The sequence below is a fragment of the Pseudomonas sp. RIT288 genome, assembly GCF_000631985.1.
GTDB lineage: Bacteria > Pseudomonadota > Gammaproteobacteria > Pseudomonadales > Pseudomonadaceae > Aquipseudomonas.
Genome location: NZ_JFYN01000008.1, coordinates 139652 through 154700, shown reverse-complemented (window position 1 = coordinate 154700; position 15049 = coordinate 139652). Strand labels below are relative to the sequence as shown.

At 61.2% G+C, this 15049-nt stretch carries 5 protein-coding genes; 3 read left to right on the top strand and 2 right to left on the bottom strand.

Annotated features, from left to right (window positions below; genetic code table 11):
• Positions 1-204 precede the first annotated feature (204 nt).
• Complete coding sequence (locus tag BW33_RS09715; protein WP_047598607.1) at positions 205-1278, top strand: ABC transporter substrate-binding protein; 1074 nt, start codon at positions 205-207, stop codon at positions 1276-1278.
• Positions 1279-1284: 6 nt separating this feature from the next.
• On the opposite strand, the gene BW33_RS09710 is transcribed toward BW33_RS09715, so the two are convergent.
• Entirely contained in the window at positions 1285-1503 is a 219-nt protein-coding gene (locus BW33_RS09710) for a DUF2970 domain-containing protein (protein ID WP_047598606.1), read from the bottom strand.
• Positions 1504-1680: 177 nt separating this feature from the next.
• Between BW33_RS09710 and BW33_RS09705 the strand changes: the two genes are divergently transcribed.
• Positions 1681-8697, top strand: a complete 7017-nt coding sequence (locus BW33_RS09705; protein ID WP_052032700.1) for an NEL-type E3 ubiquitin ligase domain-containing protein — start codon at positions 1681-1683, stop codon at positions 8695-8697.
• 50 nt (positions 8698-8747) lie between these two features.
• Here the strand turns inward: BW33_RS09705 and metH are convergent, their stop codons facing one another.
• Positions 8748-12458, bottom strand: a complete 3711-nt coding sequence (gene metH, locus BW33_RS09700) for a methionine synthase (RefSeq protein WP_047598604.1) — start codon at positions 12456-12458, stop codon at positions 8748-8750.
• A gap of 156 nt (positions 12459-12614) precedes the next feature.
• On the opposite strand from metH, the gene BW33_RS09695 reads away from it, so the two are divergent.
• Positions 12615-14909, top strand: coding sequence for a fatty acid cis/trans isomerase (locus tag BW33_RS09695; protein WP_047598602.1), 2295 nt, complete (start codon positions 12615-12617; stop codon positions 14907-14909).
• Positions 14910-15049: the final 140 nt, after the last annotated feature.

The window sequence follows — 15049 nt, the reverse complement described above, 5'->3', positions numbered from 1 at the left end:
AGCGATAGCAGTGTCGATGCGTGGGCCATTCTGTTCCTGATCATTCTGGTCGTTGGGACAGCGGTATTCTGGGTCAGTCATCAGTAAACGACCGATTCGGGCCTGCTTCCGACGATTGTCGGACAAAAAACGGGATCAGGCGTCAATAGCCGCTGATTAGGGGGCTATAATGCGCGGCCTTTTTTCCTTGGGCCCGGATCATTCATGTTGAAGTTTTTCCACCTCAGCCTTCTGCTGTTCGGTGCGGTTTTCGGCTCTGCGGCCCGGGCCGAGTCGGTGTTGTTCCTCAATCCCGGGTCGACTCAGGAAGCCTTCTGGGTCAGCTATTCGCAATTCATGCAGGCGGCCGCCCGTGACCTGGGCGTCGATTTGCAGATTCTCTATTCCCGGCGCCAGCCCGAATTCACCCTGGCCCAGGCCAGAATTGCCTTGCAGGGGCCGAATCGTCCCGACTATCTGATGTTCGTCAACGAGCAATATGTTGCACCACAGATCCTGCGTATGGCGCAGGGCAGCGGGGTCAAGCTGTTCATGGTCAATGCGGTGCTGACCCCTGATCAGCAGGCGCTGGTCGGCGAGCGTGCCGATCGCATCGGCAGCCTGGTGCCGAATGACGAGGAGGGCGGCTACCTGATGATGAAAGAGCTGATTCGCCTGCATCCTCCCGTTGCGCGGGGCGAACAGATTGAGGTGCTGGCGTTTTCCGGCCTGAAGATCACCCCGTCAGCGCAATTGCGCGAGCAGGGCATGCAACGTGCTCTGGCCGAGCATCCGCAGGTGCGACTGCGGCAACTGGTGTACAGCGGCTGGACCCGGCAGCGTGCCTACGAGCAGGCGCGGCAACTGGTCAGCCGTTATCCGAAGGTGTCGCTGGTGTGGGCAGCCAATGATGAAATGGCGTTCGGCGCCATGCATGCGTTTGCCGAAGCCGGCAAAGTCCCTGGCAAGGATGTGCTGTTCAGCGCGGTCAATACCTCACCCGAGGCGTTGCAGGCGGTGGTCGATGGGCGCTTGAGCGCGCTGGTGGGCGGTCACTTCACCCTTGGCGGCTGGGCGCTGGTGGAGTTGCACGATTATGAGCAGGGCGTCGATCTGGATCGTTATGGCGGACGTGACCGGCAATTGTCGCTGCTGCAACTGATCGACAAGCATCAGGCACAGCAAATGCTGGCGATGGGCGCGTCGCCGGATTACGGCGTGAGTTTTCGCAAGTTGTCGGCCAAGGGCCACCCCACGTCGTATCGCTACCCGTTCAGCCTGCAGATCCTGATGCACTGAACCCCGTCAGACCCCGGCGAAATGCAGTACCAGCTTGACGATGGCAAACAGCGTCAAGGCGAACACGGCGGTGAAACCGATCCCCAGGATCACGAAATGGCTGGGCTTGCCATGGGAGAAGTCCCTTGCCCGGTTTTTCCCGCTTTGCACGCCGAATGCCGCCGCCATGACGCTGTGCAGCATCTGCCAGAAGCTCGGTGGCTTGTTGTCGACTGGATCGTCCATAAATCCCCCGTCCGAAAGGCTGTCCCGACAGCATAGTCAATCCAGCGGGTTGTGCTGTGGTCGCACGCCGGTTCCAGACTTGTCCGGTAACACGTCCACGCCAATACGATAACTATGTACCGCAGATCACCGCGGCGGACATGGTGTCCTGTCCTCCCATTTTTCAGGAGAGACAGGATGTCCATTCATCCCCCGACATTGCCCCGCGCGCCGGTCAGCGCCAGCCTTCACGGCAAGCTGCTGGAGCAGATGATCCCCGATTGGCTGATTGCCGCCTCGCCCGCACGGCAAGCCGCGATGAAAGCAGTCAATACCCGGCCAGCGCACGGCGATCACGAATTCCCGAATGATCAGCAGCAAGCCTTGAAAGACCGGGTCATGGCAGCCTTTGTCGCCCAGACCCGACTCGACAAGACCATGGCCGGCCTTGAAGGCATCGATGCATTTGCCCAAGCGCTGCTCGGCAAGGCACTCAAGGATCAGTTCAACGTGACGGTCGATCTCGACAAGACCTTGCTGTGTCTCAGACGCCCCCTCGAACTCGGGGTGCTGGAAGTTGAAGTTTCCACGTTCGAAGTGTTGAAACTGCCATTGCTGCAAGCGGTATTGCACAACTTCGAGGCGTCGGAATGTGAGGCGGATGCCTATCACTCCCGATCCGGTTTCGTGGTCGAGACGGCGACCCCGGGCGAGTTTCAGGCAGCAGAAATCGGCATCACGGTCAGGCAGTTTCTGACGCTGTGTCGTTCGCTGGACGTCGGTGCCCGTTATCAGGTACGAATCAAAGCGTTTTTCGAGAAAACCGACACCTTGCGCCGGCACTTCATTGCCAGCCAGAAAACCGCGTTGCATGCCGCCGCTGAATGGGCGCTGCTGAAAAAGGACATCGAGCCCGCCGACTACCGGATGATTCTGTCGGTGGTGGACGGCCAGATCCACCCGCAGCTCGGCGGCAAGGCCGTGTGGTTTCGTGATCTGAGCCTGATGAAGCGGCGGATGACCGGTTGCGTGGTGTTCAGCATCAGCGAGCGCTACCGCTACACCAACGAGTTCATCGTCTACATTCCCCATGACCCGCAACACCCGCTCAAGCGTTACACCATGGCGCAGATGCGTGAGGTGTTCAAACGCAAGTTCACCGCTTCTGACCCTACGGCTTCCGGGCCAGGCCCGACCGCTTACCAGCAGTTTTTCAGTCAGTTCGTGGCCTATGCCGACCGTCCTTACTATTTCAGTCAGTTCACCCAAAAGGCTGCGGACTCCCCGAGTGACCCGCTGCATTCGATCTGGGTCAAGGTCGCACAGCTGATACCGCCACTGTCCACCATCGCACGGATCAAGGAGCTGCCACCCGAAGCCCCCGGCAAACGCGAGCCGCAGCCTGACCCGTATCTCGACCCGTTGCCGACCACGCGCAAAGGCGTAGCCGGGATCTGGGCCGATAACACCGATCTTTGGGAGTACCTCTACGAACAGCACCGGGCCAGGTTCATCGCCGACGCGCGGGCCCATGCCGTCCCCACTGCGGATGTCGACGCCCGGGTACGGTCAGAAAAACTCAGTCATCTGCTCGAACTCGGCATGATGGCGTTGAACATGGTGTCGATGTTCGTCCCGGTACTGGGCGAAATCATGATGACCGTGATGGCGGGGCAACTGCTCTATGAGTCGTTCGAAGGCGCCATCGAATGGTCGGAAGGTGATCGCCAGGCTGCCAAGGCGCATCTGGTCGATGTCGCGCAGAACCTGGCGCTGATTGGCGTGATGGGCGCGGTCGGCAAGGGCGCAGGCCGACTCCAGGCGGCCTCCGCCGAGCCCGTGATCGAGCATCTGCACCCGGTCGAACGGCCAGACGGCTCGGTTCGCTTGTGGAAGCCTGACCTTGATGCTTACGTCAGCGATAGTGTCCTGCCTGCGAGTGCCGTGCCCGATGCGCAGGGCGTGTATCGAATCGACGGCAAGACCTTCATTCGCCAGCAGGGCAAGGTCTACCAGACGCACTACGACGAGGCCTTGAAAAGCTGGCGCATCCGCCACCCGCATGATCCTGCGGTGTATCAACCGATCCTTGAGCACAATCGACTGGGTGCCTGGCGTCACAATCTGGAGCGACCGCTGAGCTGGGATCGACTGACCCTGCTGCGGCGCATCGGTCACTCGACTGAGGCGTTTTCGGACGCGCAACTGCTCGAAATCGCTGATGTCAGTGGTGTCAGTGATGATGCCCTGCGTCAGATGCACCTCGATCATCAGCCGACGCCACTGGCCCTGGCCGACACGCTGCGTCTGTATGAGGCGGATCAGCAGGTCGGGCGGCTGATTGATCAGGTCGAACGAGGAACCAGCCTGGATGATTCGTATCTGCTGACGCTGCCGATGCTCACGCAAATGCCGCGCTGGCCGAGCGGACAGATTCTGGAAGTCTTCGACGGAGCACAGTTGTCCGGTCCCAGCCGGCTGTTCGGCGCGGAGTCTGGCTCAATCGAGGGCCAGATGCGCACGCCGATCCAGGTGACCCGCGCCGAAGTGCTCGACGGCCAATTGCCTGAGCGCATTCTGGCAGCGCTGGATGAGCCGCAAACACGTTGGTTGCTGGGCGCCGAGCCGGCGCGTGTGATCGAATCCCGGCCGCTGGAACTGCGCAAACAGATTGCCGATTACCTGCGAACCCGGCAGCCGGCGATGTTCGACAGGCTCTATGACGAGCCCGCGTTGAACAACCCGCAAATCGCCAGACTACAAGCCGCCACACCGGGGTTGGGCAGCTCGGCGGCAATCCGCGTGCTGCTGGAGGCGAACGCCGAGGAACTGGCGCGCCTGCAAAGCGGTGAGCGGGTACCGTTGCGCCTGCTGGAGGTCTCCCGTGAATATGCCCGGCAGCGCCGCTTCAACCACGCGGTCGCCGGCCTGCATATGGAGAATTCGAGCGGCAGCGAAAGCCAATGGCTGGCCTTGCGCGCGCTGGAACGGCTGCCGGGCTGGTCGGACGAAGTGCGTCTGGAAGTGCGCGAAGGCAGCCTGGAAGGTCTGTTGATCGACAGTGTCGGCAGCGAAAGTGCCGGCCAAACCAAATATCTGGTCAAGCGCGGGCCGGTCTGTCAGGCGTACAACGAGCGCGGGGAAGAGCTGAACAGTGTTCCGCGTCACGGCGACAACTTCCTTGCCTCAATCCTCCATGCGTTGCCCGATCAGGCGCGACAGGCCCTGGGCTTTACCCAGGTTACGCGTAGCGCCGGACTGCGCCGGGCACTGATCCGGTATGTGGCCCGACACCGTGCCGAACTGGCTCGACTGGCGAGCAGACGCCATGGGCACAAGAAGCGCTTCAAGGCGCCGGTGCGGGTACGCCAGCACGGGCTGGGTTATTACGCCAGCGGTCGTGGCGAAGGCGTCAACCCGCTGCTGGTGACGCGCGTGCAGGACGTGTATCCGGCGCTAACGGATCAGCAGGCGGGCGGGTTCATCCTCAAACAGTTGGCCGCGGGGCGGACTGACGCGCAGATCTACGAGCTGTTGCAAAGGCGCATGCGTGAATGGCAGGAACTCGAATCGACGCTGGCGCAATGGGAAGGTGTGCCGCCCCCGGAGCCGACGCTGCAATCGATGATCGGCGGCCGATCCAGCGTGGTGCGCAGCCTCAAGCAGAGTTGGCGCAATTCGCCGCTGGCCGATAGCCACGCGACTGCCGCACGCCTCGATCTGACGTGCGACGACCCGTTGCCGGTGCTGACGGCGGATTTCTCGCATGTGCGCGATCTGCGAGTCAGGGGGCGGTGCATCACCGATGCCAACGTCGATGAACTGTTGGGCAGTTTCCCCAGGCTCAAGGCGCTGCGCATCAACGCCACCGCAGAAGCGTTCACCAACGTGCCGGCGGTGTTGCAGAGCATGCCGGAATTCACTGATCTGACGCTCTACAGCGCAATGCCCTTTGCCGCTGACATGCCGGTACGCCTGGCTCAACTGACCCGTCTTGAAGCATTGAGTGTCAGCACCGCGAGCTATCAGCCGCTGGCCTTCGACGTCAGCGGCATGCGTAATCTGCGCACACTGGAAATCGTTGCCTATTCATTGTTCGAATGGCCTGCGGGTGCGCTGGAGTTGGCGGCCCTGGAGCGTCTGAACCTCAGGGACACCGGAATCAGCGCCGTGCCGGCAGCACTGTTGCAGGGGCATGAAAAACTCTGGTCGGGGCTGTCGCTGGACTGGTCAAGATTCTCCCGGGAAAACTTCACGGGCGTGTACGAGTACGTCAAGACCCATCCAGAACACCTGATCGACCGTGAGACGATGGTCAGGGATTATTGCCGCGGCGAGTTACGGCGTCTGGGCGAGGGCGTGAATCAATCACCCGAGGGGGTGTTCAATCGTTTCTTCGAGCATTGGCCGGATGAGCAGCAGCGTTTCGCCGCCATCAATACCTTGAGCGATCAATATGCTGCGCTGGATAGCCAGCTCAATCAGTGGCAGCAGCGGGTGGTGGTGTCGGCAGAATCGCTGCGCGAACTTGTCGCGCGATCAAACCTGGCCCACGTCCTCAAAACCAGTTGGCGCAAGGGAATGTTCAAGCGCTATGGCGCGACGATCAGCGCCTTGACCCTGGATTTGTCCGGGCTGATGCTCAGCGAACTTCCGACGTTACCGGCAAACGCATTTGCGCATGTACGCACGCTGCTGCTCAGTGGCCAGCGCGTTGCAGCCGCGCAGATGCGCGGTTTTCTCAGTGCGTTCAGCGAAGTGCGAACCCTTGATCTGAGTGACAATGCCTTGCACGAATGGCCGATCGAGTCGCAGAGTCTTTCGCGCCTGATGCACCTGGACCTCGCCGACAACCTGTTGACCGACGCTTCACGCCTGCAGAGCGGATTGAGTGAATTGTTCGCGCTCGAACAGTTGAATCTGCGGAACAACCCGCTGAGCGCGCTGAACGTCGACAGCCTGCAACGTTTGAAGGCCCTCGACCTGCAGGGAACGCACCTGCAACAGTGGCCGACAGGGGCCGAAGGTCTGCCGCAACTGGCGTGGCTGGACCTGCGCGACACGCGTATCAGCACGCTGCCGCCTGCCGTGCTCGAGAGCACCGCATTGCTCAATGCCAACCTGACCGGTGCGCCTTTGACCGCCGCGGCGGCCACAGAACTGCGTCTGGCGCACCGGCGGCTGGAACACACCCTCGGCCTGCCTGCCGGCGCGCTGGATGCGTTTGCCCGGCAACCGGTGCCGGCGACTTTTCCGCCGGCGGAGAACGGTTTGTCAGTGGCCCGCCAGTTGCTGCCGCTGACACAGGCTCCGGTCAGTACCGGGCTGACACTGATGCGCCAGAACCTGCAGCGAATGCAGCCGGCCTTTACCGATGAACAAGCCATGCAGGTGATCGAGGTGCTGCGTAATGATGGCGCGACCGATGTGCAGATCGGCGAGCGGATCGCGGGCTGGAGCCAGACCTTTGAAACCCTCGTTCGCCGGCTCAATGGCTGGCTGTATACCCGGGAAACCCGTGGCGTCGATTGGGTCATCTCCTCGCAATCACGCAGCCTGGCGGCGTGGCGCATCCTCACCTGCTGGCGCGCACGGTTATCGGTTGCCGGGGTCGATGCGGTTCTGGATCTCAACGGCCTGCAATTGGGCGATCTACCGCCGCTGCCCGAGGATTTCGGGCATGTCGGCAGCTTGAATCTGACAGGCACTCGAGTGACGGCCGAGGGCAGCAACGGCTTTCTCAAGGCTTTCACTCACCTGCGCAGTCTGACCCTCAGTGGCAATGAACTCACAGCGCTGCCTGATGCCGTCCGGCAAATGCCGGAGCTCGAGCGACTCGAGCTTGCCAGCAACAACTTGAGTGACACCGAGCACCTGTATGCGGCGCTATCCGGTCTGCCATATCTGCAGGCACTGGACCTGGGCTACAACCCTCTCGATGCGTTCGACGTCAGCTATTTCGAGCATTTGCAAAGTCTGGATCTGCGCAACAACAACCTCACCGAATGGCCGGCCGGGACGCTGGATGCGCAGCACCTGCGGACACTCAACCTCAGTCGCAACGACATCACCGCCATCCCCGATCAGGCGCTGGACGGTCAGCACGATGAGCTGATGGACGGCACCGACCTGACTGATAACTACAACCTGTCGGAGGCGTCGCTTGAAAGGCTCAGAACCTATCAGGCTGCGGGTAACCGCCCGCGAGTGCTCGGTTTCTCCAGTTCCGATCTGGAGGAAATGGCTGACGACGTTGCCGGCGGGCTCAGTGAAACCACCGACAGCATCGAGTCCGACGAAACCCTCCCGGGCGAACAGGCCCATGCGCAACAGAAGGCGCCGTGGCTGGCGAATCTGCCGGCGGAGCAGGCGTCGGCAAGAGACAGGCTCTGGGATCAACTCGCTGCCGAACCGGATAGCGCGGCATTCTTCCATCTACTCGATCGATTGCAGGACACCCAGGAGTTTCGCGTGGCCAATGCCGATCTGACCCGACGGGTGTGGATGGTCATGGAGGCGGCGGCCGCCAACACTGAGCTGCGCGAGGTGATTTTCGCCGGCTCGGCCACACACGGTACTTGCGTGGACGGGCGCATCCTTACGTTCAGTGGTCTGGAGAGCAAGGTCTTCACCTACAACGCCCTGCTCAATTTACCGGCCGGTCGCCCGGGAATCCGCGGCGAGGCCTTGTTGTCCCTGTCACGGCAGCTGTTCCGGCTGGACAAGGTCGATGAACTGGCAAAAGCGGCGGCTGCGCGCAGTGGTTTCGACGAAGCGGAAGTCCGCCTCGGTTACCGGATCGGTCTGACCGGGGGCTGGGACGATGGACTGGAGTTGCCGGGGCAGCCGAAAAACATGAAATTTGTCTCCGGTGTCACCCCGCAGCAGTTGGTCAATGCGCGGGCCGAGGTGGTCAACGCGGAGCGCTCCGAGAGATTTCTGGAGGACCTGATCCAGCGCGATTACTGGCTGGACTATCTCAAGGAGCAGCAGCCCGAAGCGTTCAGGCAAATGGATGAACTGCAGTTGATGGAGGAGGGCGAGGATGAAGGCCTGAGTGCTGACGATCCGCTCTATCTGAGCAGGCTGTTCGATCAGGCGGCCGCGCGAAATGCCAGGCTCATCGAATTGTCGCGAGAGGAAATTGAACAGATCGGCTTGTCTGCCGACAACGCGCAAATGCCCGGTTCCTCCGGGCAATTGTCAGGTGTGTAAAACCCTGTGAACGGTCAATCCCCGGCAGGTCCGGGGACTGACCGCTGCGATCATTCGTCGTAACCGAGGTTCGGCGCCAGCCAGCGCTCGGTCACGCTCAGCTCCTGACCTTTGCGCGAGGTGTAGCTCTGCACCTGATCCTTGTCGACCTTGCCCACGGCAAAGTATTGCGCCTGCGGATGGGCGAAGTACCAACCACTGACCGCCGCTGCCGGGAACATCGCGTAGTGCTCGGTGAGGAACACGCCGCTGCGGCCAGCGCGCATTTCGCTGGCTTCAGGATCGAGCAGGGTGAACAACGTGGCTTTCTCGGTGTGATCCGGGCAGGCCGGATATCCCGGTGCCGGACGGATACCGGAGTACTGCTCTTTGATCAGCGCGTCGTTGTCCAGCGCCTCATCCTTGGCGTAACCCCAGTGCTCTTTGCGCACTTGCTGGTGCAGCCATTCGGCGCAGGCCTCGGCCAGACGGTCGGCCAGTGCCTTGACCATGATCGAGTTGTAGTCGTCGCCAGCGTCCTGGTAGGCCTTGGCGACTTCTTCGGCGCCGATGCCGGCGGTGGTGATGAAACCACCCACGTAGTCGGTCACTTCGCTGTCTTTCGGCGCGACAAAGTCGGCCAGCGAGAAGTTCGGTTTGCCGTCGGTCTTGATGATCTGCTGACGCAGGTGATGCAGGCGCGCCATTGGCTGGCCGTCATCGCCGTACAGTTCGATGTCGTCGTCATGCACCTGATTGGCCGGCCAGAAACCGAACACCGCACGGGCGCTGATCAGCTTCTCGTCGATCAGCTTGGTGAGCATCTCGCGCGCATCCTTGTACAGCGCGGTGGCGGCTTCACCGACCACTTCGTCTTCGAGGATGCGCGGGAATTTGCCGGCCAGGTCCCAGGAGATGAAGAACGGCGTCCAGTCGATGTACTCGGCCAGAACGTTGAGGTCGATGTTGTCCAGCACGCGGGTGCCGGTGAAGGTCGGTTTGACCGGCGCGTAGTTCGCCCAGTCGAACTGCGGCTTCTTGGCAATCGCCGCCGCGTAGCTCAGGCGCTCGGTACGGGCGCTGCGGTTGGCGGTGCGCTCACGCACATCGACGTATTCCAGGCGAGTCTTCTCGACGAAACCGGCCTTGAGTTCCTTGGACAGCAACTGCGTCGCCACGCCCACCGCACGCGAGGCGTCGGTCACGTAGACCACCGCATCGTTGCTGTACTTCGGCTCGATCTTCACGGCGGTGTGCGCCTTGGACGTGGTCGCGCCACCGATCATCAACGGCAGATGGAAATCCTGACGCTGCATTTCGCGGGCAACGTGGACCATCTCGTCCAGCGACGGGGTGATCAGGCCGGACAGGCCGATGATGTCGCACTTTTCTTCCTTGGCGACCTGGAGGATCTTCTCCGCCGGAACCATCACGCCGAGGTCGACGATGTCGTAGCCGTTGCAACCCAGCACCACGCCGACGATGTTCTTGCCGATGTCGTGCACGTCGCCTTTTACCGTGGCCATCAGGATCTTGCCCTTGGCTTCCGGCTTGTCGCCTTTTTCCAGTTCGATGAACGGGATCAGATGCGCCACGGCCTGTTTCATCACGCGGGCGGATTTCACCACCTGCGGCAGGAACATTTTGCCGGCGCCGAACAGGTCGCCGACGATGTTCATGCCGGACATCAGCGGGCCTTCGATGACTTCGATCGGGCGCGCGAACGACTGGCGCGACTCTTCGGTGTCTTCGACGATGTGCGTGGTGATGCCCTTGACCAGCGCATGCTCCAGACGCTTGTTGACGTCCCAGCTGCGCCACTCTTCGGTCTCGGCTTCCTTGACGCTGCCGTCGCCCTTGTACTTGTCGGCGATGGCGAGGAGGGCGTCGGTGCCTTCCGGCGTGCGGTTGAGGATCACGTCTTCGACGGCGTCGCGCAGCTCCTGCGGGATCTGGTCGTAGATCTCCAGCTGACCGGCGTTGACGATACCCATGGTCAGGCCGGCGCGGATCGCGTACAGCAGGAACACCGAGTGAATCGCTTCACGCACCGGGTTGTTGCCACGGAACGAGAACGACACGTTGGACACGCCGCCGGAACTCAGCGCATACGGCAGCTCGTCGCGGATGTAGGCACAGGCGTTGATGAAGTCCACAGCGTAGTTGTTGTGTTCTTCGATGCCGGTGGCCACGGCGAAGATGTTCGGGTCGAAGATGATGTCTTCCGGCGGAAAGCCGACTTCGTTGACCAGAATGTCGTAGGAGCGTTTGCAGATTTCTTTCTTGCGCGCCTCGGTGTCGGCCTGGCCGGCTTCGTCGAACGCCATCACCACCACCGCAGCGCCGTAGCGTTTGCACAGTTTGGCGTGATGGATGAACTGCTCGACGCCTTCTTTCATGCTGATCGAGTTGACGATGCCCTTGCCCTGAATGCACTTCAGACCGGCTTCGATCACTTCCCATTTCGAGGAGTCGATCATGATCGGCACGCGAGAAATGTCCGGCTCACCGGCGATCAGATTGAGGAAGGTCACCATGGCCTTCTTCGAATCGAGCATGCCTTCGTCCATGTTGATGTCGATCACCTGCGCGCCGGCCTCGACCTGCTGCAGGGCGACTTCCAGGGCTTCGGTGTAGTTGTCTTCACGGATCAGACGGGCGAACTTGGCGGAACCGGTGATGTTGGTGCGCTCGCCGACGTTGACGAACAGCGAGCTGCGATCGATGGTGAACGGCTCCAGACCCGACAGGCGGCAGGCCTTGGGAATGTCCGGAATCTGCCGTGGCGCGTAACCGGCCACGGCTTTGGCGATGGCTTCGATGTGGCCCGGGGTGGTGCCGCAGCAACCGCCGACGATGTTGAGGAAACCGCTCTGGGCGAACTCTTCGATGACCTTGGCGGTGTCCACCGGCAACTCGTCGTACTCGCCGAACTCGTTCGGCAGGCCGGCGTTCGGGTGCGCCGACACGTGGGTGCTGGCCTTGTTCGACAGTTCTTCCAGGTACGGACGCAGTTCACTGGCGCCGAGCGCGCAGTTGAGGCCGACCGAGATCGGCTTGGCGTGGGCCACCGAGTTCCAGAATGCTTCGGTGGTCTGGCCCGACAGGGTACGGCCGGACGCATCGGTGATGGTCCCGGAAATCATGATCGGCAGTTCGATGTGCAGCTCTTCGAACACGCCTTGCACGGCGAAGATCGCGGCTTTGGCGTTGAGCGTGTCGAAGATGGTTTCGATCAGGATCAGATCCACGCCGCCTTCGATCAGGCCCTTGGTGGCCTCGGTGTAGTTTTCGACCAGTTCGTCGAAGGTGACGTTGCGGTAGCCGGGGTTGTTCACATCAGGCGACAGCGAGCAGGTGCGGCTGGTCGGGCCGAGCACGCCGGCGACGAAACGCGGCTTGTCCGGGTTCTCGGCGGTCTTGGCGTCGGCCACCTTGCGCGCCAGTCGCGCGCCTTCTACGTTTAATTCGTACGCCAGCTCTTCCATGCCGTAGTCGGCCATGGAAATGCGCGTGGCGTTGAAGGTATTGGTTTCCAGAATGTCGGCGCCGGCATCCAGATAGGCCTTTTCGATGCCGCCGATCACGTCGGGACGAGTGATCACCAGCAGGTCGTTGTTGCCCTTGACGTCGCTCGGCCAGTCAGCAAAGCGTTTGCCGCGATAATCCTGCTCTTCGAGCTTGTAGCTCTGGATCATCGTGCCCATACCGCCGTCGAGAATCAGGATGCGCTCTTTGAGGGCTTGCTTGAGAGCTTGAAGGCGGACGCTGCGATCGGACATTGGGACTACTCGAAAAGACCATGACGAAGGGCCGGGATCATAACAAACCTGTGCGCTTTTGGAGCACATGCTCCTTTTGCATGAATATCGTTCATGTTGGTACGGGCGTCATACTGTAGAATCGCGGGCGTTTTTTTCAGGATCGGGATCAAGGGCATGTCGTACCGCGTCATCAGCATTTTCATGCTGTTTTTAAGCTGGGGCGCCATTGCGCAGGAACCCGCGATCTCATCCGCGATTTCATATACGCGTGACATCCAGCCGATCTTCACCGAGAAATGCGTGGCCTGCCACGCCTGTTACGACTCGGCGTGCCAGCTCAATCTGGGCAGCGGCGAAGGCGCAGGGCGGGGCGCGAGCAAGATGCCAGTCTACGATGGCGAACGCACTCAGGCAGCGCCGACCACTCGGCTGTTCTACGACGCCTTCGGCAAACGTGCCTGGCAGCAGAAGGGCTTTTATTCGGTACTCGATGCCCAGGGCAGCCAGGCGGCGCTGATGGCGCGGATGCTGGAACTGGGCCACAAAACCCCGCTGACCCCGAATGCCAAGCTGCCGGAAGATATCGTCCTCGGCCTGCAACGGGAAAACATGTGCGCGATGCCCGCCGAGTTTGACGGCTATGCCGGCGCCCACCCGAAAGAAGGCATGCCGCTGGCGGTGACCGGGCTGACCGATCAGCAATACCAGACCCTGCAACGCTGGCTGGCGTCCGGTGCTCCGATCGACGAGCAGGGGCTGGCGCCGAGCGCCAAAGAAGCGCTGCAAATCGTCCAGTGGGAAAACCTGCTCAATGCGCCGGGGGCGCGGCAGAGTCTGGTCGGGCGCTGGCTGTTCGAACACTGGTTCCTCGCGCACCTTTATTTCAAGGACGGCGAACCGGGGCACTACTTCCAGTGGGTGCGTTCGCGCACGCCGACAGGGCAGCCGATCGACCTGATCGCCACTCGTCGTCCGAATGACGACCCGGGCACTCAGGTGTATTACCGCTTGTGGCCGGTACAAGGGGTGATCGTGCACAAGACCCACATCACCTATCCGCTGAGTGCGGCGAAGATGGCGCGGATCAAGAGCCTGTTCTACAGCGGCAACTGGCAGGTCAATGCGTTGCCGGGATACGGCCCGCAGAGCCGGGCCAACCCGTTCGCCACCTTCGAGGCGATTCCGGCGCAGGCGCGTTATCAGTTCATGCTCGATAACGCCGAATACTTCGTGCGCACCTTTATTCGCGGGCCAGTGTGTCGTGGGCAGATTGCGACGGATGTGATCCGCGATAACTTCTGGGCGCTGTTCCAGGCTCCGGAACATGATCTGTACATCACCGATCCCAACTATCGTGGCCAGGCCACGCCGTTGCTGGCAATGCCCGGGCAGAACGACGACGTCGGCAGTGTGCTGAGCCTGTGGCACAACTACCGCAACAAGCGCAACGAATACGAAGCCCTGCGCCGTGACAGCTACGCCGAACTGCCGGCACCGAGCTGGTCAACCTTGTGGGCCGGTAACGACAACGCGCTGCTGAGCATTTTCCGCCACTTCGACAGTGCTTCGGTGACCAAAGGCCTGATCGGCGAGGTGCCGCAGACCATGTGGCTGTTCGACTATCCGCTGCTGGAGCGCACCTATTATCAGTTGGCGGTCAACTTCGATGTGTTCGGCAACGTCTCCCATCAGGCGCAGACCCGTTTGTATTTCGACCTGATCCGCAACGGCGCCGAACAGAACTTCCTGCGCCTGATGCCGGCCGATTCCCGCGAGGACTACCTCGACGATTGGTACCAAAGCGGCGGCCAGTTCAAGATGTGGCTCGACTATGAGGCTATCGACGACGACAAGCCGACCGCGCTGAAACTCGATCCGAAGGACCCGAAATACGACTTCGCCATGCAGTTGCTGGCGCGTTACGGCGATCTGAATGCGCGACCGGATCCGATCAACCGCTGTGACGGCGCGTACTGCTCGCGGCCGAATATCGACCCGGCGCTGCAGAATGCCGAGCAGGCGCTGAGTCGCCTGACATCGCGTCCGGCCGCCGGTTTGAAGGTCATCGATCAATTGCCGGAAGCAACCATGCTGCGCATCGAAACCCGTAGCGGCAAACGCGAGATGTACAGCCTGCTGCGCAACCGTGCGCACAGTAACGTGGCGTTTCTGTTGGGCGAGTCGCTGCGCTATCAGCCAGGGCTGGACACCTTGACCATCTACCCGGGCGTACTGAGCAGCTATCCGAATTTCATCTTCAACATTCCAGCCGAACAAGTGCCGGAGTTTGTCGATGCCATGGAGAATGCCAAGGATGCCGATCGTTTCGAGAAAATCGTCGAACGCTGGGGGATACGTCGCAGTCATCCGCAATTCTGGTTCTATTTCCACGACCTGAGCCAATACCTGCACGAAACCGATCCGGTGGAAGAGGGCGTGCTGGACATGAACCGCTACCAGAATCTTTGATCATTTGAGAGCAACCTGCTGTCCCAACTCCAGGCAACACCGCAAAGCCCCTGTAGGAGCTGTCGAGTGCAGCGAGGCTGCGATCTTTTGATCTTTTAACCTCAAGATCAAAAGATCGCAGCGTGCCGCAGCTCCTACAG